At 72.5% G+C, this 23,227-nt stretch carries 18 protein-coding genes; 9 read left to right on the top strand and 9 right to left on the bottom strand.

The annotated features are described in order from the left end of the window. The first annotated feature begins 134 nt into the window (after window positions 1–134). From HS041_RS24075 to HS041_RS24065, 3 genes are read left to right on the top strand one after another with little or no spacing between them, the layout of a single operon-like run. On the top strand, window positions 135–1,277 hold the full coding sequence (locus HS041_RS24075) for a Gfo/Idh/MocA family protein (protein ID WP_196443070.1): 1,143 nt from the start codon (window positions 135–137) through the stop codon (window positions 1,275–1,277). Beyond that, window positions 1,277–2,407 (top strand): dihydrodipicolinate synthase family protein, encoded by a 1,131-nt coding sequence (locus HS041_RS24070; protein WP_196443069.1) that lies wholly within the window; start codon window positions 1,277–1,279, stop codon window positions 2,405–2,407. The genes HS041_RS24075 and HS041_RS24070 overlap by 1 nt, the downstream gene beginning before the upstream one ends. Then, on the top strand, window positions 2,404–3,279 hold the full coding sequence (locus HS041_RS24065; RefSeq protein WP_196443068.1) for a sugar phosphate isomerase/epimerase family protein: 876 nt from the start codon (window positions 2,404–2,406) through the stop codon (window positions 3,277–3,279). Before HS041_RS24070 ends, HS041_RS24065 begins: the two co-directional genes overlap by 4 nt. A gap of 86 nt (window positions 3,280–3,365) precedes the next feature. Here the strand turns inward: HS041_RS24065 and HS041_RS24060 are convergent, their stop codons facing one another. Genes HS041_RS24060 through HS041_RS24050 form a run of 3 tightly spaced genes read right to left on the bottom strand, consistent with a single transcriptional unit; the run spans window position 3,366 to window position 8,039 of the window. Further along, the gene (locus HS041_RS24060; RefSeq protein WP_307845440.1) at window positions 3,366–3,593 is read right to left on the bottom strand and encodes a ferredoxin; all 228 of its coding nucleotides are present in this window, start codon (window positions 3,591–3,593) and stop codon (window positions 3,366–3,368) included. Window positions 3,594–3,598: 5 nt separating this feature from the next. Beyond that, window positions 3,599–4,912, bottom strand: coding sequence for a cytochrome P450 (locus HS041_RS24055; RefSeq protein ID WP_196443067.1), 1,314 nt, complete (start codon window positions 4,910–4,912; stop codon window positions 3,599–3,601). Beyond that, a complete protein-coding gene (locus HS041_RS24050; RefSeq protein ID WP_196443066.1) occupies window positions 4,896–8,039 on the bottom strand; it encodes an AfsR/SARP family transcriptional regulator in 3,144 nt (1,047 codons plus the stop codon). The genes HS041_RS24055 and HS041_RS24050 overlap by 17 nt, the downstream gene beginning before the upstream one ends. 99 nt (window positions 8,040–8,138) lie before the next feature. On the opposite strand from HS041_RS24050, the gene HS041_RS24045 reads away from it, so the two are divergent. Continuing rightward, window positions 8,139–8,885: a hypothetical protein gene (locus HS041_RS24045; protein WP_196443065.1), complete on the top strand. Its 747-nt coding sequence runs from the start codon at window positions 8,139–8,141 to the stop codon at window positions 8,883–8,885. 87 nt (window positions 8,886–8,972) lie between these two features. Here HS041_RS24045 and HS041_RS24040 read toward each other — a convergent pair whose 3' ends face one another. Beyond that, a complete protein-coding gene (locus HS041_RS24040) occupies window positions 8,973–9,995 on the bottom strand; it encodes a LacI family DNA-binding transcriptional regulator (RefSeq protein WP_196443064.1) in 1,023 nt (340 codons plus the stop codon). A gap of 235 nt (window positions 9,996–10,230) precedes the next feature. Here HS041_RS24040 and HS041_RS24035 point away from each other — a divergent pair, with 235 nt between their 5' ends. Together HS041_RS24035 and HS041_RS24030 are read left to right on the top strand one after the other, a co-directional pair. Beyond that, window positions 10,231–11,430, top strand: coding sequence for a thiolase family protein (locus tag HS041_RS24035; protein WP_196443063.1), 1,200 nt, complete (start codon window positions 10,231–10,233; stop codon window positions 11,428–11,430). Continuing rightward, window positions 11,427–13,493, top strand: a complete 2,067-nt coding sequence (locus HS041_RS24030) for a 3-hydroxyacyl-CoA dehydrogenase NAD-binding domain-containing protein (RefSeq protein WP_307845439.1) — start codon at window positions 11,427–11,429, stop codon at window positions 13,491–13,493. Before HS041_RS24035 ends, HS041_RS24030 begins: the two co-directional genes overlap by 4 nt. 139 nt (window positions 13,494–13,632) lie before the next feature. On the opposite strand, the gene HS041_RS24025 is transcribed toward HS041_RS24030, so the two are convergent. Continuing rightward, window positions 13,633–15,102: an amino acid permease gene (locus tag HS041_RS24025; protein WP_196443062.1), complete on the bottom strand. Its 1,470-nt coding sequence runs from the start codon at window positions 15,100–15,102 to the stop codon at window positions 13,633–13,635. A 186-nt stretch (window positions 15,103–15,288) separates the two neighbouring features. Here HS041_RS24025 and HS041_RS24020 point away from each other — a divergent pair, with 186 nt between their 5' ends. Then, window positions 15,289–15,933, top strand: a complete 645-nt coding sequence (locus HS041_RS24020; RefSeq protein ID WP_196443061.1) for a DedA family protein — start codon at window positions 15,289–15,291, stop codon at window positions 15,931–15,933. Here HS041_RS24020 and dxs read toward each other — a convergent pair. Then, a complete protein-coding gene (gene dxs / locus HS041_RS24015; RefSeq protein WP_196443060.1) occupies window positions 15,908–17,848 on the bottom strand; it encodes a 1-deoxy-D-xylulose-5-phosphate synthase in 1,941 nt (646 codons plus the stop codon). The two genes, HS041_RS24020 and dxs, sit on opposite strands and share 26 nt — an antisense overlap. Window positions 17,849–17,946: 98 nt before the next feature. Here dxs and HS041_RS24010 point away from each other — a divergent pair, with 98 nt between their 5' ends. Together HS041_RS24010 and HS041_RS24005 are read left to right on the top strand one after the other, a co-directional pair. After that, window positions 17,947–18,822, top strand: coding sequence for a neutral zinc metallopeptidase (locus HS041_RS24010; RefSeq protein WP_196443059.1), 876 nt, complete (start codon window positions 17,947–17,949; stop codon window positions 18,820–18,822). A gap of 122 nt (window positions 18,823–18,944) precedes the next feature. Further along, complete coding sequence (locus tag HS041_RS24005) at window positions 18,945–19,730, top strand: neutral zinc metallopeptidase (protein WP_196443058.1); 786 nt, start codon at window positions 18,945–18,947, stop codon at window positions 19,728–19,730. A gap of 174 nt (window positions 19,731–19,904) precedes the next feature. Here HS041_RS24005 and HS041_RS24000 read toward each other — a convergent pair whose 3' ends face one another. Genes HS041_RS24000 through HS041_RS23990 form a run of 3 tightly spaced genes read right to left on the bottom strand, consistent with a single transcriptional unit; the run spans window position 19,905 to window position 23,163 of the window. Continuing rightward, window positions 19,905–21,116 (bottom strand): ROK family transcriptional regulator, encoded by a 1,212-nt coding sequence (locus tag HS041_RS24000; RefSeq protein ID WP_196443057.1) that lies wholly within the window; start codon window positions 21,114–21,116, stop codon window positions 19,905–19,907. Between the two features lie 35 nt (window positions 21,117–21,151). Beyond that, window positions 21,152–22,402 (bottom strand): sugar ABC transporter permease, encoded by a 1,251-nt coding sequence (locus tag HS041_RS23995; RefSeq protein ID WP_196443056.1) that lies wholly within the window; start codon window positions 22,400–22,402, stop codon window positions 21,152–21,154. Then, a complete protein-coding gene (locus HS041_RS23990; RefSeq protein ID WP_196443055.1) occupies window positions 22,399–23,163 on the bottom strand; it encodes an ATP-binding cassette domain-containing protein in 765 nt (254 codons plus the stop codon). Before HS041_RS23990 ends, HS041_RS23995 begins: the two co-directional genes overlap by 4 nt. Window positions 23,164–23,227 lie beyond the last annotated feature (64 nt).

Raw genomic sequence — 23,227 nt, 5'->3', positions numbered from 1 at the left:
GTGACCGGCCTCCCGGGGCCCGCCACGCACGCCCTTCCGACCCCTTGCGGCCACCCGGGCGGCAAGCGCTTGCCGGAAGTGCCGCGCCTGCCGTACCGTAGCACGGAAAGCGCTTTCCAAAGGAGGCTTCCGATATGTCCCCCCGAAGCATCGGCGTCGTGATGAACGGTGTCACCGGCCGCATGGGCTACCGCCAGCACCTGGTCAGGTCGGTCCTGGCCATCAACGAGCAGGGCGGCGTGCCGCTGTCCGGCGGCGAGCGGGTCCTGCTCAGGCCGGTGCTGGTGGGCCGCAGCCCCGAGAAGCTGGAGAGACTCGCCGCCGACCACGGCATCGCCGAGTGGACCACCGACCTCGACGCGGCTCTCGCCTCCGACGACAACCTGATCTACTTCGACGCCCAGGTCACCCAGGCCCGGGTGAAGGCCGTGCTGAAGGCGATCGAGGCGGGCAAGCACGTCTACGCCGAGAAGCCGACCGCGGAGACCGTCGCCGACGCGCTGATGCTCGCCGAGGCCGCCGCCGCACGGGGCGTCAAGAACGGCGTCGTGCAGGACAAGCTGTTCCTGCCTGGCCTGCTCAAGCTCAAGCGCCTGATCGACGGCGGCTTCTTCGGCCGGATCCTGTCGGTGCGCGGCGAGTTCGGCTACTGGGTCTTCGAGGGCGACTGGCAGGAGGCCCAGCGCCCGTCGTGGAACTACCGCACCGAGGACGGCGGCGGCATCGTGCTCGACATGTTCCCCCACTGGGCCTACGTGCTGGAGAACCTGTTCGGCCGGGTCACGTCGGTCTACGCCCAGGCCGTCACCCACGTCCCCGAGCGGGTCGACGAGCGCGGCGAGACCTACCAGGCCACCGCCGACGACGCCGCCTACGGCGTGTTCGAGCTGGAGGGCGGGATCATCGCGCAGATCAACTCCTCCTGGAGCGTCCGGGTCAACCGCGACGAGCTGGTGGAGTTCCAGGTGGACGGGACGCACGGCAGCGCCGTCGCCGGTCTGCGCAACTGCCGCATCCAGCACCGCGCCGCGACCCCCAAGCCGGTCTGGAACCCCGACCTGCCGGTCACCGCGCGCTTCCGCGACGGCTGGCAGGAGGTGCCCGACAACGCCGAATTCGACAACGGCTTCAAGATCCAGTGGGAGATGTTCGTCCGGCACGTGCTCCAGGACGCCCCGTTCCCGCACGACTTCGCCTCGGGCGCGCGCGGCGTCCGCCTGGCGGAGCTGGGCCTGCGCTCCTCGGCCGAGGGCCGCCGTCTGGAGGTGGAGGCCTGATGCGGATCGTGCTGCCCGGCGGGGAGCACACCCTGCGCGAGCCCGTGACCTGGCAGCGGCCGGACAGGGCCCCGGAGAGCCGGATCGCCTACGCCGCCGCCCACGTGGTCGCCGACCCGCTCGGCGAGAACACCCCCGGCTCCCCCGCCTCCGTCGACTGGGACGCGACGCTGCGCTTCCGCCGCCACCTGTGGTCGTACGGCCTGCGCGTCGCCGACGCCATGGACACCGCCCAGCGCAACATGGGCCTGGACTGGGCCGCCACCGGCGAGCTGATCCGGCGCAGCGCGGCCGAGGCGGCGGACTTCGGCGACCCGGCCGCCCTGGTGGCCTGCGGCGCCGGCACCGACCACGCCCCGGACGCCGCCACCCTCGACGAGGTCGTGGCCGCCTACGCCGAGCAGATCGAGACCGTCCGGGAGGCGGGCGCCGGGGTCATCGTCATGGCCAGCAGGCAGCTCGCCCGGATCGCGCGGAGCCCGGAGGACTACCACGCGGTCTACGGCAAGCTGCTCTCCCAGACCGACCGGCCGGTGATCCTGCACTGGCTGGGCGAGATGTTCGACCCGCAGCTCGCGGGTTACTGGGGCTCGCGGGACGTGGCCGAGGCCACCGGCTCGTTCCTGGAGCTGATCCGCGAGCACGCGCCGGCGGTGGACGGGGTCAAGGTCTCGCTGCTGGACGCCGAGCACGAGATCGGGCTGAGGGCGGCGCTGCCGGAGGGGGTCAGGCTCTATACCGGCGACGACTTCAACTACCCGTCGCTGATCGCCTCGGGCAGCGACGCATTGCTGGGCATCTTCGACGCGATCGCCCCCGCCGCGGCGGCGGCGCTGGCCGCGCTCGACGCCGGCGACACCGCCCGCTACGACGAGATCATGGCTCCGACGGTGCCCCTCTCCCGGAAGATCTTCGAAGCGCCGACCTACCACTACAAGACCGGCATCGTCTTCCTGGCCTGGCTCAACGGCCACCAGGACGCCTTCGCCATGGTCAACGGCGCCCAGGCGGCCCGGTCGGTGGTCCACCTGGCCGAGGTGTTCCGGCTGGCCGACGCGGCCGGGCTGCTGGCCGACCCCGAGCTGGCCGTCCGCCGGATGCGGTCGCTGCTGGCGGTGAACGGGCTGTGACCGCACGACCTCCGGGCGCGCCGGTCGCGAGCCGGTTCTCGCTGAACCAGTGGACGACGAAGCGGTGGTCGGTGGCCGAGGCCGTCGACGGGTGCGTGCGGCACGGCGTCGAGGCCGTCGGGCTGTGGCGGCAGGACGTCGCCGCGCAGGGCCTGGACCAGACCGTGAAGCTGGTGCGGGACGCCGGGCTGCGCGTGTCGTCGCTCTGCCGGGGCGGCTTCCTCACCTCCGGAAGCGCCGAGTCGCTCGACGACAACCGCCGGGCGATCGACGAGGCCGCCGCGCTGGAGGCCGCGTGCCTGGTCATGGTGGTCGGCGGGCTGCCCGGCGTGGTGCCGGGGGAGCCTCCGGACACCGCCGGCGACGGGATCTCCCGGGATCTCGCGGGGGCCAGGGAGCGGGTCGCCGAGGCCCTGGCCGTACTCGCGCCCTATGCCGGGGAGCGCGGCGTGCGGCTGGCCCTGGAGCCGCTCCACCCGATGTACTGCGCCGACCGGGCCGTGCTGTCCACCCTCGCGCAGGCGCTCGACCTGGCGGAGCCGCACCCCGCCGAGCAGGTCGGGGTGGTCGTCGACACCTTCCACGTGTGGTGGGATCCGCAGGTCTTCGAGCAGATCGCGCGGGCCGGCGAGCGGATCGCCTCCTACCAGGTGTGCGACTTCCTCCACCCGCTCCCGGCCGACGTGCTGCTCGGCCGGGGCGTGATGGGCGACGGTGTGATCGACTTCGCCCCGCTGAACCGGGCCGTGGCCGCGGCGGGCTACACCGGGGACATCGAGGTGGAGATCTTCAACGCCGAGGTGTGGGCCGCCGACCCCGACGAGGTCCTGGCCCGGGTGAAGGCGAGGTTCGGCGAGCTCGTAGCGCGGTGATGCGCCGGGGCGGGCCGCCGTGAAGACGCCGGACGGCGGGGTCTCCGTGCGGCGGGGTCTCCGTGCGGCGGACCCGCCGTCCGCGCTCACCGGATGGTGATGCTCCGGCTCGGGCAGTGCGACTGCGCCCTGCGCACGGCGTCGCGCAGTTCGGCGGGCGGGTTCGGGTCGAGCAGGAGCACGAGCCCGTCCTCCTCGCTCTGCGTGAAGACCGCGGGCGCGGCCAGAGCGCACTGCCCGGCGCCGCAGCAACTCTCGCGGTTCACGGCGATCTCCACGGGAGCCCCCGCGGACGTCTCCTCGGGAACGTCCACGGCGCTCACCATGTCACCGGGAGACTGTGCACGCCGTGGATGGCGGAGTTCTCCCGGACGGGGACCTCCTCCAGCGGCACGGCCGCCCGCAGGCCGGGAAAGCGCCGCAGCAGCGCCTGGAAGGCCACCTCCAGCTCCAGGCGCGCGAGGTTCTGCCCGAGGCACTGGTGCGGGCCGAAGCCCAGCGCGACGTGCGCGGTCTTGGGCCGGGTGACGTCGAGCCGGTCGGGATCCTCGCAGAGCGCGGGATCGCGGTTGGCCGCCCCCAGGGAGGCCAGGCCGAACTCCCCCGCCCTGATCCGCTGACCGCCCAGCGTGAGATCCTCCTTCGCCCCGCGGAACATCACCACGTCGACGATCGACAGATAGCGCAGCAGCTCGTCGGCGGCCCCCGGCGCTCCCTCCCTGACCAGGGCCAGCTGGTCGGGATGCTGCAGCAGCAACAGCGTGCCCAGACCGATCATGTTCGCGGTCGTCTCGTGCCCGGCGACCAGCAGCAGCATCGAGATCTGGACCAGCTCGCCGTCGGTGAGCACTCCCTCGCGGACGAGTTCCCCGATGAGCGCGTCGTCCGGCTCGGCCCGCTTGGCGGCGATCAGCTTCGCCAGGTGGCCGATGAGCCGGGCCATCGCGGCTTCGATCTCCTCGGCCGGGGAGTCCAGGCGGACGAACGCGCGGGCCGCCTCCTGGAACTCGGCCCGGTCCTCGTACGGCATGCCGAGCAGCTCGCAGATGACCAGGGACGGCACCGGCAGCGCGAACTCGGCGACCAGGTCCACCGGGCGGGGCAGGCGCTCCATCGCGTCCAGCCGCTCGGCGACGATCTGCTCGATCCGGGGGCGGAGCCGGTTCGTCCGCTGGACGGTGAAGCGGGCGGTGAGCATGCGCCGGTAGCGGGCGTGTTCCGAGCCGTCCATTTCGATGAACATCCCGGGCTCCGGCTGCTTCAGGTGCAGCGGCTGATCCTCGCTGAGACCGCCCTCCACCGAAGAGCTCCACCGGGGGTCGGCGAGCATCCGGCGGACCAGGTCGTGTCCGGTGACCAGCCAGACCTCGCTGCCGTCGAGCGGCATCACGGCCCGGGCGACCGGCCGGGCGGCACGCAGCGCGGCCAGATCGGGTGACGGGTCGAACGGGCAGGTCCGCCGGATCGGAACCTCGGGAAGCCCGGAACCTTCCGCGTGCCCGGAGGAGCCGGCGGGTTCGGATCGTCCGGGACGCGCGGATGACTCGGGGCTCCCCGCGTGTACGGGACGCCCGGTGTGTGCTGGGTACTCGGCGTGTGCCGGGTGCCGGGGGAACTCAGAGCGTGAAGTCATGCCCTCCACGGTGCGCGAGGGCGCTCACCGCGGACCGACCCGGCGCTGACAACCAGCCGGTCACCGCGGTGAGCGCCGCGTCACCGGTCATCCCGGCGCCCTCGGCGTAGGCCGCGCGGTATCCGGGATCACCCAGCGCGGCCCGCACGCGGCGGCCCGTCTCCCTGACGCCGGGATCGCGGATCGCGACCCCGCGCAGCGCGCACGCCGCACCCAGCAGAAACGCCGACCTCTCCGCGTCACCGCAGGCCAGGGCCAGGCTCGCCAGTCCCTCGGCGGCCGACGCCGCGGACGGCAGGTCCCCGACGCCGGCGGCGAGGCGGAACGCCTCCCGGTGGTGCCGCAGCGAGGCGCCGAGGTCGCCGCGGCTCTCCGCGACCCGCCCGAGGCCGGTCAGGGCCCGCGCCCGGGCCTGCTCCACTCCGCCCCAGTACGGCTCGCACCCCGTCAGGGCCAGCGCGTACAGCTCACCGGCCTCCTTCACCCGGCCGCGCCGGTGGGCCACGCCCGCCAGGCCGAGCCGGGCCGTGACCCAGACCTCGGGGACGTCGAGCGCGCGGGCGATCCCGGCCGCCTCCGCGCAGTCGGCCGCGGCGTCCGCCACGGCCTCGGCGTCACCGGTGCGCAGGCGCTCGGCGGCCCGGCTGCACAGCAGGAAGACCCGGTCCTCGGGCGAGCCGAGCCGGTCGATCAGGTCCATGGCCCGCTCGATGGTCGCCACCGCCTGCCGGTGCTCGCCCCGCCAGCCCTGCGGCTCGGAGATCGACAGCAGCGCCTGGGCCATGCCCCACCGATCCCCCTGCGCGGTGAACCCCTCCAGCGACCGGGCGAACTCCTCCTCGGCCTCCGCCACCCGGCCGGAGTTCAGCCGGACGAAGCCGAGCACCAGCCGGGCCAGCGCGCGGGTCCACGCGTCGGGGCCGGTGGCGGCCCGCAGGACGTCCTCCCCCGCGACCCCGTACTGCCCCTGGACGATGGTGACGAGAGAGCCGATCACGAGCAGGATCGGGTGGCGGGGCCGGGGCGGCAGGGCGCGGGCGAGGCGTTCCGCCTGCTCGATCAGGCTCCGGTCCGAGGTGTTCACCATCGCCACGGCGAGCACGCACAGGACGTACTCCTCCTCCATGCCGCGAGGCGGCGTCCGACCGACCAGGGCGAGAGTCCGCTCCGCGAGCGCGCGGCCCTCCATCCGCATGCCGCGCAGCAGCCAGGACCACCACAGCGCGGCGACCAACCGCAGTGCCCGCTCTCTCCGCCCGGCCTCGGCGGTCCGGTGGAACGCGGCGCGCATTTCGTCGTCCTCGGCCGCCAGCCGCCGCAGCCACACCAGCTGGTCCGGGCCGCGCAGCTCCGGAGCGGCCCGTTCGGCGAACGCGGTGAAGTAACCGGCATGGGCCTCGTGCAGCCGCTCCTCCTCCCCGGACTCGGTCAGTCGCTCGGCGCAGAAGGCCCGGATGGTCTCCAGCATCCGGTAGCGGCCCCCCGCCACATCGATCAGCGATTTGTCGACCAGCGCGGCCAGCAGGTCGAGGGCGTCACGGCCGCCCAGGGGGTCATCGCCGTCACGGCCGCGCACCGCACCTCCGGCGTCCCGGCCACGGGCCCCGTCCCCGCAGACGTACTCGGCCGCCTCCAGCGTGGCACCGCGGGCGAAGACCGCGAACCGCCGTGCGAACACCCGCTCCGGCTCCTCCAGCAGATCCCAGCTCCAGGCCACGACCGCGCGGAGCGTGCGGTGCCGCGGCAACGCCGTACGGCTGCCGCCGGTGAACAGCCGGAACCGGTCGTCCAGCCGGTCGGCGACCTCGCCGGGGTCCATCGAGCGGAGCCGGGCCGCGGCCAGCTCGATCGCCAGGGGCAGCCCGTCCAGCGCCCGGCAGATCCGCAGCAGGACCTCGTCCCCGGCGTCGAGGCCGGGCCGCACGGCGAGCGCCCGGTCCCGCAGCAGCCGCAGGGCGGGCTCCTCCGGAAGCGGGTGCACGGCGAACAGCAGCTCCCCGGTGATCCCGAGCGGCTCCCGGCCGGTCGCCAGCACCCGCACCCCGGGGCAGGCCGCGAGCAGCCGGTCGGTCACCCGGGCGACCTCCTCCACGACGTGCTCGCAGTTGTCCAGGACCAGCACCAGATCGCGACCGGCGAGCGCGGCGACCAGCCGCTCCTCGGGCTCGGGCGTGCGGGTCACGCGAAGCGCCGTCTCCCGGACGCCGAGCTCGCCCAGGAGCAGCCGCGGCAGGTCGCGGCCGTCGCTCAGGTGGGCCAGCTCGGTGAAGCAGACCTCGCCGTCGAGCCCGGCGGCCGCCTCGGCCGCGAGCCTGGTCTTGCCCACCCCGCCGGGACCGGTGAGGGTCACCAGCCGCCGCTCCCGCAGCAGCTCGCGAATGCGTGGAACGTCCTCCTGCCGCCCGACGAAGCTGGTGAGCTGGGCCCGGACACCGCGCCTGACCGGCTCGGCGCCGCGCAGGATCTCCAGGTGTGCCGCGGCCAGGTCCGGCGAGGGGTCGGCGCCCAGCTCCTCGGCGAGCAGGCGCCGGGTGCGCTCGAAGACGGCCAGCGCCTCGGCCTGCCGCCCCTCCGCGCGCAGGGCCCGCATCAGCAGCCCGCACAGGCGTTCCCTCAGCGGGTGTTCGTCCAGCAGCGCCCGCATCTCGGCGACCGAACCGCCGCCCGCCTCGAACCGGTCCTCCAGCGCGCCGAGCCGGAGTTCCTCCAGGCGCCCTGCCAGCCGCTCGGGCGCCGGTCCGCGCCACAGCCCCAGCGCCTCCTGCAGGAGGGCGAGCGCCCTGCGGTGCTCGCCCTCCGCCAGCGCGCGCCGCCCCTCTCCGGCCAGTCGCTCGAACCGGTGCGCATCGACGTCCTCGGGCCGGGCGGCGATCCGGTAACCGGAGGGAAGCAGTTCGACGGCGACGCCGAGCCTGCGCAGCCGGGAGATCTGGGAGTGCAGGGAGCGCGGGGCGCCGGGCGGGGGATGCCCGCCGTACAGGGCGTCGATCAGGCGATCGGCGGAGATCGTCGCGCCGGGATCCTCCAGCAGGGCCACCAGGAGCGCGCGCAGTCCCGGTCCGGGGACTTCGGCGCAAGCGCCGTCGCCTCTCGCCAAGCGGACGGGGCCCAGCAGCTCGAAACGCATGCTTCGATTCTCACCCCCGGCTCCGGGACCGGCGGCTCGAAACATAATTGTCCGCCACTTGTGCCGGAGCAACCGGAAAGTAGCCGTACCGTTGAGAGTATGACGATCGCAGAAAGTGAGACGGGCCCCGCCGTACGGCGCCCGCCGGAACATGTCACCGCTGTTTACGATGCGATCACGGCATGGGAGGCGGCCAACCCGGAGTCTGCCCCGTCGGGAGAGGGACAGGCCATCCTGTGGGCGCTCGGCAAGTGCGATCAGGCGCCGATCAGCGGCCGTCCGGCATCCGGCGACCTGCCGACCCTCGGCGACGCCTGCGCGGAGATCGACACCGCCGAACGGGTCCCGCGCGAGGGCAGGATCATCCCGGCCGACGGAGTCGTGAGCGCGCTGCGCTGGCTGATCGGAGCCAAGGACGGGGTGCCGGTTCCCGGCCGGCGTCCCGCCGAGGGCTGGGGTCACCTGGTCGGCGGCCGCGGGGTCGTCCTGCGCAGTGAGGCCGACATCAAGCAGATCGCCGAAACGGCGCGGGCGGGGCTGGCGGACGCGCCGGACGAGTGGGACAGGGCCTGGTGCTCCGGGACCGCCGCCGTGTGCGAATGGATGCTGGGCACGCGCTCGAAGTCACCCGTCCGGGACACCCCGCGTCCCATGAACGGGCCGACCGGGGTCAACCTCGGGATGGAGGAGCGCGCCGCCGAGGACGTCTCCCGGCAGCTCGGCCGGGGGCGGCGGCATTCTCCCGGTTACGGCGACGGTGTCATCCGCACGATCCAGTGGCTGCGCGGGCAGATCACCGTCCCGCCCGTCACCGAGCAGGGACGGCCGACACCCGGTTCCCGCTGACCGCCCCACCTGACGCCTCCGGGCCACCGTCCGGCCGGTCCGGCCACGGTGGCGCGGCCGGTCCGCTCCCGCGACCGGGTCGCGGCATCAGGCCGGTGCCGCCTTCCGGGTGCTCTCCCGGAGGACGACCTCGCCGGAGATCCGCTCGACCCTCGCCTCCCCGGCCGGGTCGAGGGCCAGTTCCAGGGCGCGTGCGCCCATGGCCGTCAGCGGAAGCCGTACGGTCGACAGGGCCGGGACCAGGTCCCGCAGCGTGGCGATGTCGTCGAACCCGGCGACCGAGACGTCCTGCGGCACCAGGATCCCCCGATCCCTGAACGCCGCCAGCGCGCCCACCGCCATCACGTCGTTGACCGCGAACACGCAGCTGGGGCCCTCGTCCCAGCCGGCGATCCGGTCCGCGAACTCGGTCGCCGCCGCGTAGCCGCCGTCACGGTCGAAGGCGCCGTGCACGAGCAGCGGCGCGGGCAGGCCCAGCTCGGCGAGCGCCCCGGCGAACCCGGCCACCCGGTCCTGTGCCGTGACCAGGCCGGCGGGTCCGGCCAGCACGGCGAAGCGCCGGTGGCCGAGCCCGGCGAGCGCCCGGGCGAGATCGGCGGCGCCCTCGGCGTTGCCGGGCACCACGGTGTCGGTGCCGAGCAGGTCCTGGCCGACGCAGGCGACCCCGCCGCCGCTCTCCCGGTAGCCGTCGAGCTCCTCGCGCAGGCGCCGCGTCAGGTGCGCGTCGGCGATCCGGGACCCGGCGAGCAGGACGGCGCGCACGCGCTGCGCGTTCAGGGTCGCGACGTAGGCGATCTCCCGTTCGGGGTCCCGGTGCGTGGTGCCGACCATGACCATCAGCCCCCGGCCCTCGGCCACCCGCATCGCCCCGTCGGCGAGTGCGGCGAAGTAGGGGTCGACCAGGTCGTGGACGACGAGCCCGATCACGTTGCCGGCACCGCGTGCCAGCGCCTGCGCCGCCACGTTCGGCCGGTAGCCGAGCTGCGCGGCGGCCAGCTCGACCTTGGCCCGCAGCGACGCGCCCACCTGGCGCGTGCTGCCGTTGAGAACCCGTGACGCCGTGGCGAGCGAGACCCCGGCGTGCCTGGCGACGTCCTCGAGCGTGATCACGGGCAACCTCCAGGAAAACGATTTCCAATTCTGCCAGACACGTTCGCCTCCCGCACCCGCCGGAGATCCGGAGCCTCTTCCGGCGTTCCGCCCGGGACGGACCGGGCCCTTCTCACCGCCTCCGGCCCGGCGGTCGCGCTCCCGCTCCGCGTCGAGGGCGACCCGCCCGCACCGAGTGTTGTTACTGACGAGTAGCATGGGTGCGGAAGCTACCCAGCAACGAGGAGCGAACCCCGTGCCTTCGTCTCGTGACGTCGTATTCGTCGACGGAGTGCGCACGCCCTTCGGCAAGTCGGGCCCCAAGGGCCTGTACGCCGAGACGCGCGCCGACGACCTGGTGATCCGCGTCATCCGTGAGCTGATTCGGCGTAATCCGAACCTGCCGCCGGAGCGCGTCGACGAGGTGGCCATCGCGGCCACGACCCAGATCGGCGATCAGGGGCTGACCATCGGCCGCTCCGCCGCCGTCCTGGCCGGACTGCCCAAGAGCGTCCCCGGTTACGCGATCGACCGCATGTGCGCCGGCGCCATGACCGCGGTGACCTCCGTCGCGGGCGGCATCGCCTTCGGCGCCTACGACGTCGCCATCGCCGGCGGCGTCGAGCACATGGGCCGCCACCCCATGGGCGAGGGCGTCGACCCCAACCCGCGGTTCGTGGCCGAGCAGATCGTGGACGGCTCCGCCCTGGTCATGGGCATGACCGCGGAGAACCTGCACGACCGCTACCCGACCATCACCAAGGAGCGCGCGGACGCCTTCGCCCTCGCCTCCCAGGAGAAGGTCGCCAAGGCCTACGCCGACGGCAAGATCCAGCCCGACCTGGTCCCGGTGGCCGTGCGCTCCGCCGAGAAGGGCTGGGGCCTGGCCACGGCCGACGAGGCTCCCCGCCCCGGCACCACACTGGACGGCCTGGGCACGCTGAAGACCCCGTTCCGCCCGCACGGCCGGGTCACCGCGGGCAACGCCTCCGGCATCAACGACGGCGCGACCGGCTGCATCGTGGCCGCCGCCGACGTCGCCGAGGAGCTGGGCCTCACGCCGAAGATGCGTCTGGTCTCCTACGCCTTCGCGGGCGTGGACCCGGAGGTCATGGGCGTCGGCCCGATCCCGTCCACCGAGCGGGCACTGCGCCTGGCCGGGCTCTCCATCGACGACATCGGCCTGTTCGAGGTCAACGAGGCCTTCGCGGTCCAGGTGCTGGCGTTCCTGGAGCACTTCGGCATCGCCGACGACGACGCCCGGGTCAACCCCTACGGCGGTGCGATCGCCTTCGGCCACCCGCTGGCCTCCTCGGGTGTGCGGCTGATGACCCAGCTCGCCCACCAGTTCGGCGAGCGTCCCGAGGTCCGCTACGGCATCACCACGATGTGCGTCGGCATGGGCATGGGCGGAACGGTCATCTGGGAGAACCTCGCCTGGGAAGGTGCGAAGTGATCAACGAGCTTTTCAAGGACGAGGTCGTCACCAAGGCGGTCGTCCGCGACGTCGAGCTGCCGTACGGCGCGGGCACCATGGCCCTGATCACGCTGGACAACGGCTTCGACCACACCAAGCCGTCCACCTTCGGCCCGGCCGGCCTGACCTCGCTGAACGAGGCCATCGACGCCGTCGCGGCCCGGACCGACCTGGCCGCCGTCGGCGTCGTCGGCAAGCCGTTCATCTTCGCGGTCGGCGCCGACCTCAAGGGCGCCGCGCTGGTCTCCGAGCGCGAGCAGGCGCTGCAGATCGGCAAGCTGGGCCACGACGTGTTCCGCCGCCTCGGCGAGCTGGGCGTGCCGTCGTTCGCGTTCGTCAACGGCGCGGCGATGGGCGGCGGCCTGGAGGTCGCCCTGCACTGCACCTACCGGACCATCTCCTCCGGCGTGCCCGCGGTGGCCCTGCCCGAGTGCTTCCTCGGCCTGGTCCCCGGCTGGGGCGGCACCCAGCTGCTGCCCCGCCTGATCGGCCCGGCGAACGCGCTCAAGCTGATCATCGAGAACCCGCTCGCGCAGAACCGCATGATCAAGGGCCGGGACGCCTTCAAGCTCGGCGTCGCCGACGCGATGTTCGAGCCCGCCGACTTCCTGGAGGAGTCGCTGCGCTGGGCCGCCCAGGTGCTCCGCGGCGAGGTGGCGGTCTCCCGGACCGACCACACCGCCGAGGACTGGTCCAAGACGATCGCCGACGCCCGCTTCCTGCTCGACATGAAGCTGCACGGCGCCAACCCGGCCCCGTACCGGGCGCTGGAGCTGGTCGAACTGGCCCGCACCGCCTCCCGCGACGAGGGCTTCGACGCCGAGGACCAGGCCCTGGCCGACCTCCTCATGGGCGACGAGCTGCGCGCCGGCCTCTACTCCTTCGATCTGGTCCAGCGCCGGGCCAAGCGGCCCGCCGGGGCGCCGGACAAGTCGCTGGCCCGCAAGGTCACCAAGGTGGGCGTCGTCGGCGCGGGCCTGATGGCCTCGCAGATGGCGCTGCTGTTCGCCCGGCGCCTGGAGGTCCCGGTCGTCCTGACCGACCTGGACCAGACCCGCCTGGACAAGGGCGTCGCCTACGTCCACGCCGAGGTCGACAAGCTGCTCGGCAAGGGCCGCATCTCCGGCGACCAGGCCAACCGGCTCAAGGCCCTGGTCACCGGCTCGCTGACCAAGGACGCCTTCTCCGACGCCGACTTCGTCATCGAGGCCGTCTTCGAGGACATGAAGGTCAAGCAGAAGGTGTTCGCCGAGGTCGAGGCCGTGGTCTCGGAGACCTGCGTGCTGGCGACCAACACCTCCTCGCTGTCTCTCACCGAGATGGGCTCGCAGCTTGCGCACCCCGAGCGCCTGGTGGGCTTCCACTTCTTCAACCCGGTCGCGGTCATGCCGCTGCTGGAGATCATCCGTGGCCACGCCACGGACGACGCCACGCTGGCCACCGCGTTCGCGGTCGGCAAGTCGCTGAAGAAGTCCAGCGTGCTGGTCAAGGACGCCCCGGCGTTCGTCGTCAACCGGCTGCTGACCCGCTTCATGGGCGAGGTCATCACCGCCGTGGACGAGGGCACTCCCCTGGACGTCGCCGAGCACGCGCTCGACGACCTGGGCCTGCCGATGACGCCGTTCGCGCTGCTGCAGCTGGTCGGCCCGGCCGTCGGCCTGCACGTCTCCGAGACGCTGCACGCCGCCTTCCCCGACCGCTTCGGCGTCTCGGAGAACATGGCCAAGCTGGTCGCGGCGGGCAAGCCCGGCGTCTACGGCGCCGACTTCTCCCTCGACCCCGAGGCGGTGGCGATCTTCTCCGGCGGGACCTCCCCGTCCACGGCCGAGCAGGTGCGCGAGCGCACGCTGCGGGCGCTGGAGCAGGAGATCCGCATCATGTTGGAAGAAGGCGTGGTCGCGGCGGCGCAGGACATCGACCTGTGCATGATCCTCGGCGCGGGCTGGCCGTTCCACCTGGGCGGCATCACCCCGTACCTGGACCGCGCCGGCATCGCCGAACCGCGTTTCCTGGAGCCGGGCGTGGCCTCCGTTCCCGCCTGACCGCGTCACGCGTTCGCCCCCGTCCCCGGGTCGCTCCCGGGGACGGGGGCGAACGCGTTCCCGGGAGGCGCGGGTGCCTCCCCACGTCGTCGTTCCACGGTGTGGCGTGCCGGGGTCCCTCGGGACCCCGGCACGGGGGTCATCGCGGCTTGAGGGGCCACTCGGCCATGCGGCTGTGCCGGTGGCCGTACCCGAGGTAGATCACGATGCCGAGGAGCATCCACGCCAGGAAGCGCAGCCAGGTCTCCACCGGCAGGTTCAGCATCAGGTAGAGGCAGGCCAGCACCGACAGGATCGGCACCACCGGCACCAGCGGGGTGCGGAAGGCGCGCGGCAGGTCGGGGCGGGTATGCCGGAGGATCACCACGGCGATCGAGACGACCACGAACGCGAAGAGCGTGCCGATGTTCACCAGCTCGGCGATCGTGGAGAGCGGGACCAGTCCGGCCAGGATCGCCACCACCACGCCCAGCAGGATGGTGATCCGGTACGGCGTGCCGTACTGCGCGTGCACCCGGGCGAAGCTGCGGGGCAGCAGGTTGTCCCGGCACATCGCGAACATCACCCGCGACTGGCCGAGCATGAGGATCATCACGACCGTGGTCAGACCGGCCAGCGCGCCGACGCTGATCAGCGAGGCGGCCCACGTCTGGCCCACCGCCTTGAACGCGTCGGCGAGCGGGGCCGCCTCGCTGAGCTGCTGGTACGGCTGCATCCCGACGACGACCAGGGAGACCGCGACGTACAGGATCGTGCAGACGACGAGCGAGGCGATGATGCCGATCGGCAGGTCCCGCTGTGGCTCCCTGGTCTCCTCCGCGGCGGTGGCGACCACGTCGAATCCGATGTATGCGAAGAACACGATCGCGGCGGCGCTGAAGATCCCCACGACGCCGAAGGCCACCGGGGTGATCCCGAACATCACCTGGATCAGGGGGGCGGACAGGCCCTCCACGGCCGGCGTCGAGGTGGCGGGCGGGATGAAGGGGGTGAAGTTCTCCGCCTTGAGGAAGAACAGTCCCGCCACGATCACCAGCAGGATCACCGCGACCTTGATCGCGACCACGACCAGGTTGAGCCACGACGAGAGCTTGATCCCCATGACCAGCACCGCGGTGAGGACCAGCACGATGATCGCGGCGGGCAGGTTGAAGACCGGGGCCTCCCCCGCCAGCCAGGCGGGCAGGTGCACGCCGAGGGAGTCCAGCAACGAGGTCAGGTATCCCGACCAGCCGACCGCGACGACCGCGGCGCCGAGCATCATCTCCAGGATCAGGTCCCAGCCGATGATCCAGGCGGGGAACTCGCCCAGCGTGGCGAAGGAGAAGGTGTACGCCGATCCGGCCACCGGAACGGTGGAGGCGAACTCGGCGTAGCAGAGCGCCGCCAGCCCGCAGACGACCGCGGCGACGACGAACGACAGGGCGACCGCCGGTCCGGCCATCTCCCTGGCGACCCGGCCGGTGAGCACGAAGATCCCGGTGCCCACGATGACGCCGATGCCGAACACGGTCAGGTCGAGGGCGGTGAGTTCCTTCTTCAACCGGTGCTCGGGAGCCTCGGTGTCGAGGATCGACTGCTCGACCGACTTCACACGGAACATTCCCATCGGAGCCTCCCCGGTACGGCGGATGCCAGGGTGCTTCCCACTGATCGGCGGGTCATGCGAGCCGGTGCGCGAGCCGTACGACCCGCACACCGGAGGCGGCCGAACCGCCGGAACCAGGGATCTCTAGGGGAGAATCCGGATCTGCCGGCGAGCCCTGCGGTGAAAGATAGAGATATGTTCCTGGACATGCTGGGCCAATTGGACCCATACCTGGTGGGCGCGGTGCTGATGGCCGTGCTGGCGCTGGACAACACGCTGCTGACCGGGCTGGTGGTCCCCGCGGACGCCTCGATCATCCTGGCCGGGACCGCGCTCGGCGGGCCCGGCGAGATCGCGCTGGTCACGGCCGCCGGAGCGTTCGGCTGCTACCTGGGGGCCAGCGGCGGCTGGCTGCTCGGCCGCCGGTACGGCATGCGCGTGCGCCACAGCAGGGCCGGACGGTGGATGGGCGAGCACCGCTGGGCCCGTGCCGAGCGGATCGCCAACGGCTCCGGCGGCGGGCCCGCCTTGGCCGCCGCCTACTTCCTGCCGGTGGTGAACGCGCTGACCCCCATCCTCGCCGGGGCCCTCGGCATGCCGTACCGGTACTTCATCCGCTGGGCGCTGGCGGGCGGCACGGTCTGGGTGGCGACCTATCTGACGCTGGGCTCCCTGGCCGGCGAGTTCATGCGGGAGAACGAGCACCTGACGGTGCCCCTGGCCGCCTGCGCCGCCCTGCTGGCCGCGGGTCTCGCCGTCATCAGCCGGCGGACCCGCGCGGCGAGGACGGCCGGGGCGGCCGAGACCGCCCCGGCGGAGACGGGGGTCAGCGGGCCGGGTGGTTCTCCATGACCGGAGAGCGCTTCGCGACCGCCTCGGTGATCCCGCGGGCGATGTCCTGGGCGGTCAGGCCGATCTCGCTGAGGATCTTCGCCCGCTTCGCGTGGTCCAGGAAGCGCTGCGGGACGCCGTAGGTGCGGACCGGGACGTCCACGTCGGCGTCGCGCAGCATCCGGGCCACCGCGTCGCCGACACCGCCGACCCGGCCGTTGTCCTCGACCACCACGACCAGCTTGTGCACGCGGGCGGCGTCCACCAGCGCCTCGTCCAGCGGCTTGACCCAGCGCGGGTCCACCACGGTGGCGGAGATGCCCTGGGCGTCCAGCAGCGCGGCGGCCTCCAGGCAGAGCTCGGCCATCGGGCCGACCGCGACGAGCAGCACGTCCGGCTCGCCCGAACGCAGCACGTCCATCCCGCCGAGGTTGCCGACGGCCTCGATCTCGGGGCCGACCGGGCCCTTGGGGAAGCGCACGACGGTGGGGCCGTCGTTGACCGCCACGGCCTCGGCGAGCAGCTCGCGCAGCCGCGGCTCGTCACGCGGGACGGCGATCGACAGGCCCGGGACGACCTGCAGGATCGACAGGTCCCACATGCCGTTGTGGCTGGCGCCGTCGTCCCCGGTGACGCCCGCCCGGTCGAGGACGACCGTGACCGGCAGCCTGTGCAGGGCGACGTCCATGAGGAGCTGGTCGAAGGCCCGGTTGAGGAAGGTCGCGTAGACCGCCACGACCGGGTGCAGCCCGCCGAGGGCCAGACCGGCGGCGCTGGTCAGCGCGTGCTGCTCGGCGATGCCGACGTCGTAGAGGCGGTCGGGGTACGCCTCGGAGAACGGGATCAGTCCGGTCGGTCCGAGCATCGCGGCGGTGATGGCGACGATGTCCTGCCGTTCGGCGCCGAGCCGTACGATCTCCTGGCTGAACACGTTCGTCCAGCCGTGCGGCTTGGGCTTCTCCTCGCCGGTCAGCGGGTCGAAGACGCCGGGTGAGTGGAAGCAGTCCTCGCCGTGGTTCTCGGCGGGCGAGTAGCCGAACCCCTTCTTGGTGAGCACGTGCACGATGACCGGGCGGCGGAAGTCCCGCGCCTTGCGCAGCGCGGCCTCCACCGCCTGCTCGTCGTGGCCGTCGACCAGCCCGATGTACTTCAGGCCGAGGTCTTCGAACATGACCTGCGGGGCCAGGACGTCCTTGATGCCCTTCTTGACGCCGTGCAACGCGTCGTAGACCGGGGCGCCGACCACGGGCACCTTCGTCAGGTTGTCCTTGACGAAGTCGAGCACGTCCTCGTAACGCTGGTTGGTGCGCAGCGAGGCCAGGTGGTTGGCCAGCCCGCCGATCGTCGGCGAGTAGGAGCGGCCGTTGTCGTTGACCACGATGATCAGCGGCAGGTCCTTGTGCCCGGCGATGTTGTTCAGCGCCTCCCAGGCCATGCCGCCGGTCAGGGCGCCGTCGCCGATCACCGCGACGACCGTGCGGTCGGTCTCGCCGCGGATCTTGTAGGCCTTGGCCAGGCCGTCGGCGTACGACAGCGCGGTGGAGGCGTGGGAGTTCTCGATGATGTCGTGCTCGGACTCGGCCCGGCTCGGGTAGCCCGACAGGCCGCCCTCCTGGCGGAGCGTGCCGAACAGCCCCGCTCGGCCGGTGAGCATCTTGTGGACGTAGGCCTGGTGGCCGGTGTCCCACAGGATGCGGTCGCGCGGCGAGTCGAAGACGCGGTGCAGGGCGATGGTCAGCTCGACCACGCCCAGGTTGGGACCGAGGTGCCCGCCGGTGCGGGCGGTGGCGTCGACGAGCAGGTCCCTGATCTCCGCGGCGAGCAGTGGCAGCTCGTCCGCTCCCAGCAGCTTGAGGTCTCGGGGTCCCTTGACCGACTCCAGCAGACTGCCAGGCCGTCCGGTCCGCTCGCTCACGGAATCATCCCCTCTGTCCATTCACCGTCAGAGCGAGTCTAGTTCGCTGTCGGCGCGATCCTTCCAAGGAGTGAGAAGGTGCACGATTTGTTCACACTTGCCATAACCTTTTGCTCATCATGAACGCCCTTCCCTCCGGTCTCCTGCCGTCACTCGCCTTCACCTCCGTGGCCTTCTGCCTGGTGACGGCGGGGGGCTCCACGGTGGCGGCCGGATGGTCCCCCGTGGCGGGAGGGGGCGAGTCGGGGGTGGTGGCCGTGTCGGCCGTCAAGACGGCGCCGGCGCGGACCGTGGTGCAGGGCAGGGCCGCGGCGACGGCCAACCCCCTCTACCGCACGGGCCGGATGCCCGCCGTGCGATGCTCGGCCGGGACGATCCGCCCCGGGAGCGCGGCCTCGTACCGGAGCTTCATGACCCGGGTCAACGGCTGCCTCGGACGGGCGTGGGCGGCCCAGTTCAAGAAGGCGGGACTGCCCTTCACCCCGCCGAGGCTGCGCTTCGTGAGCTCCCGGGTGAGCAGCCCCTGCGGCGGCTGGCCCGCCGGCGCGGGCGGCTACTACTGCTCCGGCAACCGCACCATGTACATCGGCGTGACCCGCAAGGTGCTCAAGAACCCCTACGGGCCGAACCACGCGCAGTTCATGGCCCATGAGTACGCCCACCACGTCCAGCAGCTCGCCGGGATCATGCCGTACTACGGCCAGGCCGCCTGGAGCGCCAGGAGCTCGGCCCGGCTCGCGCTCTCCCGGCGCCTCGAACTCCAGGCCGACTGCCTGGCCTCGGCCTTCCTGCGGGGGGCCGCCGACGATCTGGAGGTCACGCGGGAGCACTGGAACGCCATGATCGAGTGGACCGCCGCGAACGGCCACAAGACCTGGCCGACCAACGACCACGGCAAGGGCCGCAGTCAGGCGTTCTGGATGCAGCGCGGGTTCCGCTCCGGCTCCCCGGCCTCCTGCAACACCTGGACCGCCTCCGTCCGCAGCGTCGGCTGACCTCCGGGCCCGGAGGCCGCGTCCCGGCGGCGCCACCCGGCTCCCAGCCCTTCCCCCGAGAACGCGATCACCACCGAATGTCGGCTTTACCAGGCTTTTACCCTGCAATATGGTTCATGCCCATGCGCATCCCCTTTATCGCACTGCTGTCCGGAGTGCTGGCGAGCCTGCTGTTCGCGGGCACGGCCGCCGCGGGCGCCACCGGCCAGTCCGGGCCGGTGCCCTCCGGAAACAAGGCGTTGACCCATAACCCGATCTACAAGACCGGGAAGCTCGACCTGAAGACGTGCGAGGAGCAGCGCGTCATCCCCGACGACCTGGACTCCGCCCGCGTCTATCTCGAGTTCGTGCTGGAGTGCCTCAACGACGCCTGGGAGCCGCAGTTCGCCAAGGCGAAGCTGCCCTTCTCCAAGCCCAAGTTCGAGACCACCCACCGCATCGGGTTCCCCACCGGCTGCGGCGGCTTCCCCAAGGGCGCCCAGGCGCTCTACTGCCCGCTCAACAACAAGATCACCTTCCTGCTCAGCCCGGGCATCCTGCGTGAGGCCACCGAGCTGTTCCTGTTCCAGGTGATGGCCCATGAATACGGCCACCACGTGCAGGAGCTCTCCGGGATCCTGCCCACCTTCCACCGCAAGCACGCCAAGACCAAGAGCGTGAAGGCCATCCTCCCCGACCTGCGGAAGGTCGAGCTGCAGGCCGAGTGCCTGAGCGGCGTCTTCATCGGCAACGTGTGGCACTCCCTGAACCGCCGGCAGTCGGACTTCACCTACGTCCTGCGCGCCGCCTACGACACCGCCAGCCACGGCAAGGCGTCCAGCATCGGCTACTGGCTGAGGCGCGGCTTCGACCAGGAGAGCGTCGGCGCCTGCAACGTCTGGACCGCTCCCAAGTCCAAGGTCTCCTGACCTCCCGATCCCACGGTCCCGGCTCACGCCCGGACCTCCCGGAGCCCGCCCGCCGTCGCCCCACAGCCGCACGGCGGGCGGGCTCCGCCGCATATCCGCCCTACCGTGTCCGCCCTACCGTGTCCGCCCTGTCCTCTTCGCCACCCGCGCCGTCCGCAGTACGGCTCGCGCCCGTCAGGAGCCCGCGCGGGCGAGGACCTCCAGCGGGTCGGCGAGGACCTGGGCGAAGGCCAGCTCGGCGGCGCCGACGAGGGTGGCGTCGTCGCCGAGGGCCGAGGTGCGCAGGCGCAGGTGCTCACGGACCGGGGGGAGCGCGTCGGTCGCGAGACGGCTGCGGACCTGGGCCGCGGAACCGAGATAGACCTCGCGGAGCATGCCGCCGAAGACGACCATCTCGGGGTTGAAGATGTTGGCCAGGTTGGCGACGCCCAGACCGAGCCAGTCGCCGACCCGGCTCAGCGCCGCCTGGGCGACGATGTCGCCGCGGTCGGCGGCGTCGACCACGGCGCGGACGGCGTCCCTGCCGACCAGCGCGCCGGAACCGTCGAACCGTCCGGCGGCCTCCAGCAGGGCCCGCTCCCCCACCTCGGCCTCCAGGCAGCCGAGCGAGCCGCAGCCGCAGGAGCGGCCCTTGGGGTTGACGACCATGTGCCCGACCTCGCCGCCGAACCCCTGGTGTCCGCCGAGCAGGGTGCCGTTGACGATCACGCCGCCGCCGACGCCCACGTCCCCGTGGAGGTAGACGAGGTCGCGGCAGCCGACGCCGACGCCGCGCGTGTGCTCGGCCAGCGCCGCGAGGTTGGCGTCGTTGCCGACCGCCACCGGCAGGCCGAGACCGAGGCGACGGGCCATCTCCTCGCCGAACGGCACGTCGACCGAGCCCATGTTCGGCCCGAAGCGCACCACGCCGTCGCCCCGGTCCACTCCCCCGGAGAAGGCCGCGGCGACCCCGACGCAGACCGTGTCCGGCCGGGTCTTGCGGTGCATCTGCCGGGCGAAGGCCGCCAGCGGCCCGACCACCTCCTCCAGCGAGAAGGGCCCGCGCCGCCGCACCGCCTCGCGCCGGTCGATGATCGTGCCGCCCAGCCCGACGCGGGCGGCGACCAGCCGGTCGACGCCCACGTCCAGGGCGAACACGTAGACCCGCGCCGACTCCGGGCGGACCACCAGCGAAGGGCGCCCGGCCCTGCCGGTCTCGCGGGGAAGCTCCTCCCGGACGAGTCCGGCTGCGGTGAGGTCGGCGGTGAGCGCCATGATGGTGCTGCGGTTGAGCCCCATCCTGCTGGTGAGCTCCGCGCGCGAGGTCGGCCCGCCCAGGTGGACGTGGCGGAGCAGGGCGCCGAGGTTGTGGCGCCTGATCTCCTCTTGGGAGGGACCGGCTCGCATCGCGTGGTGTTCCTTCGGTGGGTCGGGGTCGCTGATCACCTTAGACCAGTGGCGGCGGCCCGCTTGCGGGACAGCGCGTCCACGCCCGCGGCCAGGAGCAGGACGGTCCCGGTCACGATGTACTTCACACCGGAGCTGTAGCCCATCAGGCCCATGCCGTTCTCGATGACCGCGACCACCGCGCCGCCCAGGATCGCGTCCAGCACCCGGCCCTTGCCGCCGAAGAGGCTGGTCCCGCCGATCACGGCCGCGCCCACGGCGTAGAGCAGGACGTTGCTGCCGCCGGTGTTGGGGTCGACCGAGCTGGCCCGGGAGGCGGCGATGACGCCGCCGACCGCGGCCAGGGTGGAGCAGATCATGAAGGCGCTGATCTTCATCCGGTCCACGTTGATGCCGGCCCGGCGCGCGGCCTCGGCGTTGCCGCCGACCGCGTACAGGTGCCGGCCGAACCCGGTGCGGCGCAGCACGAACGTCAGGACCAGCAGGAGCACGACGATGATCGGGACGACGACCGGCACGCCCTTGAGCGAGACCACCGCGGCGTTGCGGCTGCGCTCCAGGTTGAGGAAGTAGACGGCGAGCCCGCCCAGGACGGCCAGCGCCCCCACCCGGACCGCGATCAGCGAGATCGGGTCGGTGGCCAGGCCGCGCCCGGCCCGCTTGCGCGCGCGCAGCAGTTGCAGGGCGGCGTAGCCGGCCACCCCTGCGGCCAGCAGACCCCAGCCCAGCGCCGGCGGCAGGTACTTGTTGGCGATCGCCAGGATCGTCTCGTCCCGGATGGAGATGTTCGTGCCGCCCTTGACCAGCAGCAGCACCAGGCCCTGGAAGCCGAGGAAGGCCGCGAGCGTCACCACGAACGACGGGATGCCGAGCTTGGCCACCAGCGTGCCGATGACCGTGCCGATCACGACGCCGGTGAGGATGGCCGCGCCCACCGCCGCGTACCAGGGCAGTCCCTGCTCGGTGAGCATGATCGCGAGCACCGCCGCGCAGACGCCGCTGGCGAAGCCCGCCGACAGGTCGATCTCGCCGAGCAGCAGCACGAAGACCAGGCCCATGGCGATGACGGTGACCGCCGCACCCTGGGTGAACAGGTTGGCGAAGTTGCCCGCGGTGAGGAAGGAGGGCCGCAGGACGGAGAAGACGGTGCAGAGCACGACCAGGCCGAACACCGCGGGCAGCGCGCCCATGTCGCCGCCCCGGACCCGCTCGGCGTAGCCGCGGACGTTGCCGGCGATCGACGGGGACTCGGGCTTACGCTCGAGGGTGCTGAGAGTGGGGGTCATGCCGGAACTCCGTTGGTCAGGCCGAGGTCCCCGCTCCGGCCGGAGGTGATCAGTTCGACGACCTGCGCGTGGGTGACCTCGGAGGTCTTCACCTGAGCCGCCATCCGTCCCAGGTAGAGGGCGGCGATCCGGTCGGACACGGCGAACACGTCGTTCATGTTGTGGGAGATGAGCACCACGGCCAGTCCCTGGTCGGCGAGCCGGCGGACCAGTTCCAGCACCTGGGCGGTCTGGGCGACGCCGAGCGCCGCGGTGGGCTCGTCGAGGATGACGACCTTGCTGTTCCAGAGCACGGCCTTGGCGATGGCGACCGTCTGGCGCTGGCCGCCGGAGAGGCTGGAGACGTGCTGGCGGATGGACTTGACGGTCCGGACCGAGAGGCTCTCCAGGGTCTTGGCCGCCATCTCCTCCATGGTGTCCTCGTCGAGGACGAGGCCGCGCTTGTGCTCACGCCCGAGGAACATGTTCTGGACGATGTCGAGGTTGTCGCACAGCGCCAGGTCCTGGTAGACGATCTCGATGCCCAGGGCGGCTGCTTCGCGGGGGCTGTGGACCTGGACGGGCTTGCCGTCGAAGAGGTAGTCGCCGGAGTCGATGGGGTGGATGCCGCCGACGCACTTGACGAGGGTGGACTTGCCGGCGCCGTTGTCGCCGACCAGCGCGGTCACCTCTCCGGGGTAGACGGAGAAGGAGACGTCGTGCAGGACCTGTACGGGACCGAAGCTCTTGTCGATCCCGCGGAGTTCCAGTACGGGGGTCATAAGGTGCTCCTCGGGGGCGGGAGGGTACGGCCGGCGGAGGGGGAGGCCGGCCGTACCCTCACGG

It is taken from the genome of Planomonospora sp. ID67723 (genome assembly GCF_015711605.1).
In the GTDB taxonomy this organism is placed as follows: Bacteria; Actinomycetota; Actinomycetes; order Streptosporangiales; family Streptosporangiaceae; genus Planomonospora_A.
This window is presented reverse-complemented; position numbering and strand designations above follow the sequence as displayed.

Excerpts from the sequence above, each read along its gene's own strand:
- HS041_RS24075 (WP_196443070.1), top strand. The coding sequence starts at position 135 with ATGTCCCCCCGAAGCATCGGCGTCGTGATGAACGGTGTCACCGGCCGC.
- HS041_RS24070 (WP_196443069.1), top strand. The coding sequence starts at position 1,277 with ATGCGGATCGTGCTGCCCGGCGGGGAGCACACCCTGCGCGAGCCCGTG.
- HS041_RS24055 (WP_196443067.1), bottom strand. The coding sequence starts at position 4,912 with ATGACTTCACGCTCTGAGTTCCCCCGGCACCCGGCACACGCCGAGTAC.
- HS041_RS24050 (WP_196443066.1), bottom strand. The coding sequence starts at position 8,039 with ATGCGTTTCGAGCTGCTGGGCCCCGTCCGCTTGGCGAGAGGCGACGGC.
- HS041_RS24045 (WP_196443065.1), top strand. The coding sequence starts at position 8,139 with ATGACGATCGCAGAAAGTGAGACGGGCCCCGCCGTACGGCGCCCGCCG.
- HS041_RS24025 (WP_196443062.1), bottom strand. The coding sequence starts at position 15,102 with ATGGGAATGTTCCGTGTGAAGTCGGTCGAGCAGTCGATCCTCGACACC.
- HS041_RS24020 (WP_196443061.1), top strand. The coding sequence starts at position 15,289 with ATGCTGGGCCAATTGGACCCATACCTGGTGGGCGCGGTGCTGATGGCC.
- dxs (WP_196443060.1), bottom strand. The coding sequence starts at position 17,848 with ATGGACAGAGGGGATGATTCCGTGAGCGAGCGGACCGGACGGCCTGGC.
- HS041_RS24010 (WP_196443059.1), top strand. The coding sequence starts at position 17,947 with ATGAACGCCCTTCCCTCCGGTCTCCTGCCGTCACTCGCCTTCACCTCC.
- HS041_RS24005 (WP_196443058.1), top strand. The coding sequence starts at position 18,945 with ATGCGCATCCCCTTTATCGCACTGCTGTCCGGAGTGCTGGCGAGCCTG.
- HS041_RS24000 (WP_196443057.1), bottom strand. The coding sequence starts at position 21,116 with ATGCGAGCCGGTCCCTCCCAAGAGGAGATCAGGCGCCACAACCTCGGC.
- HS041_RS23995 (WP_196443056.1), bottom strand. The coding sequence starts at position 22,402 with ATGACCCCCACTCTCAGCACCCTCGAGCGTAAGCCCGAGTCCCCGTCG.
- HS041_RS23990 (WP_196443055.1), bottom strand. The coding sequence starts at position 23,163 with ATGACCCCCGTACTGGAACTCCGCGGGATCGACAAGAGCTTCGGTCCC.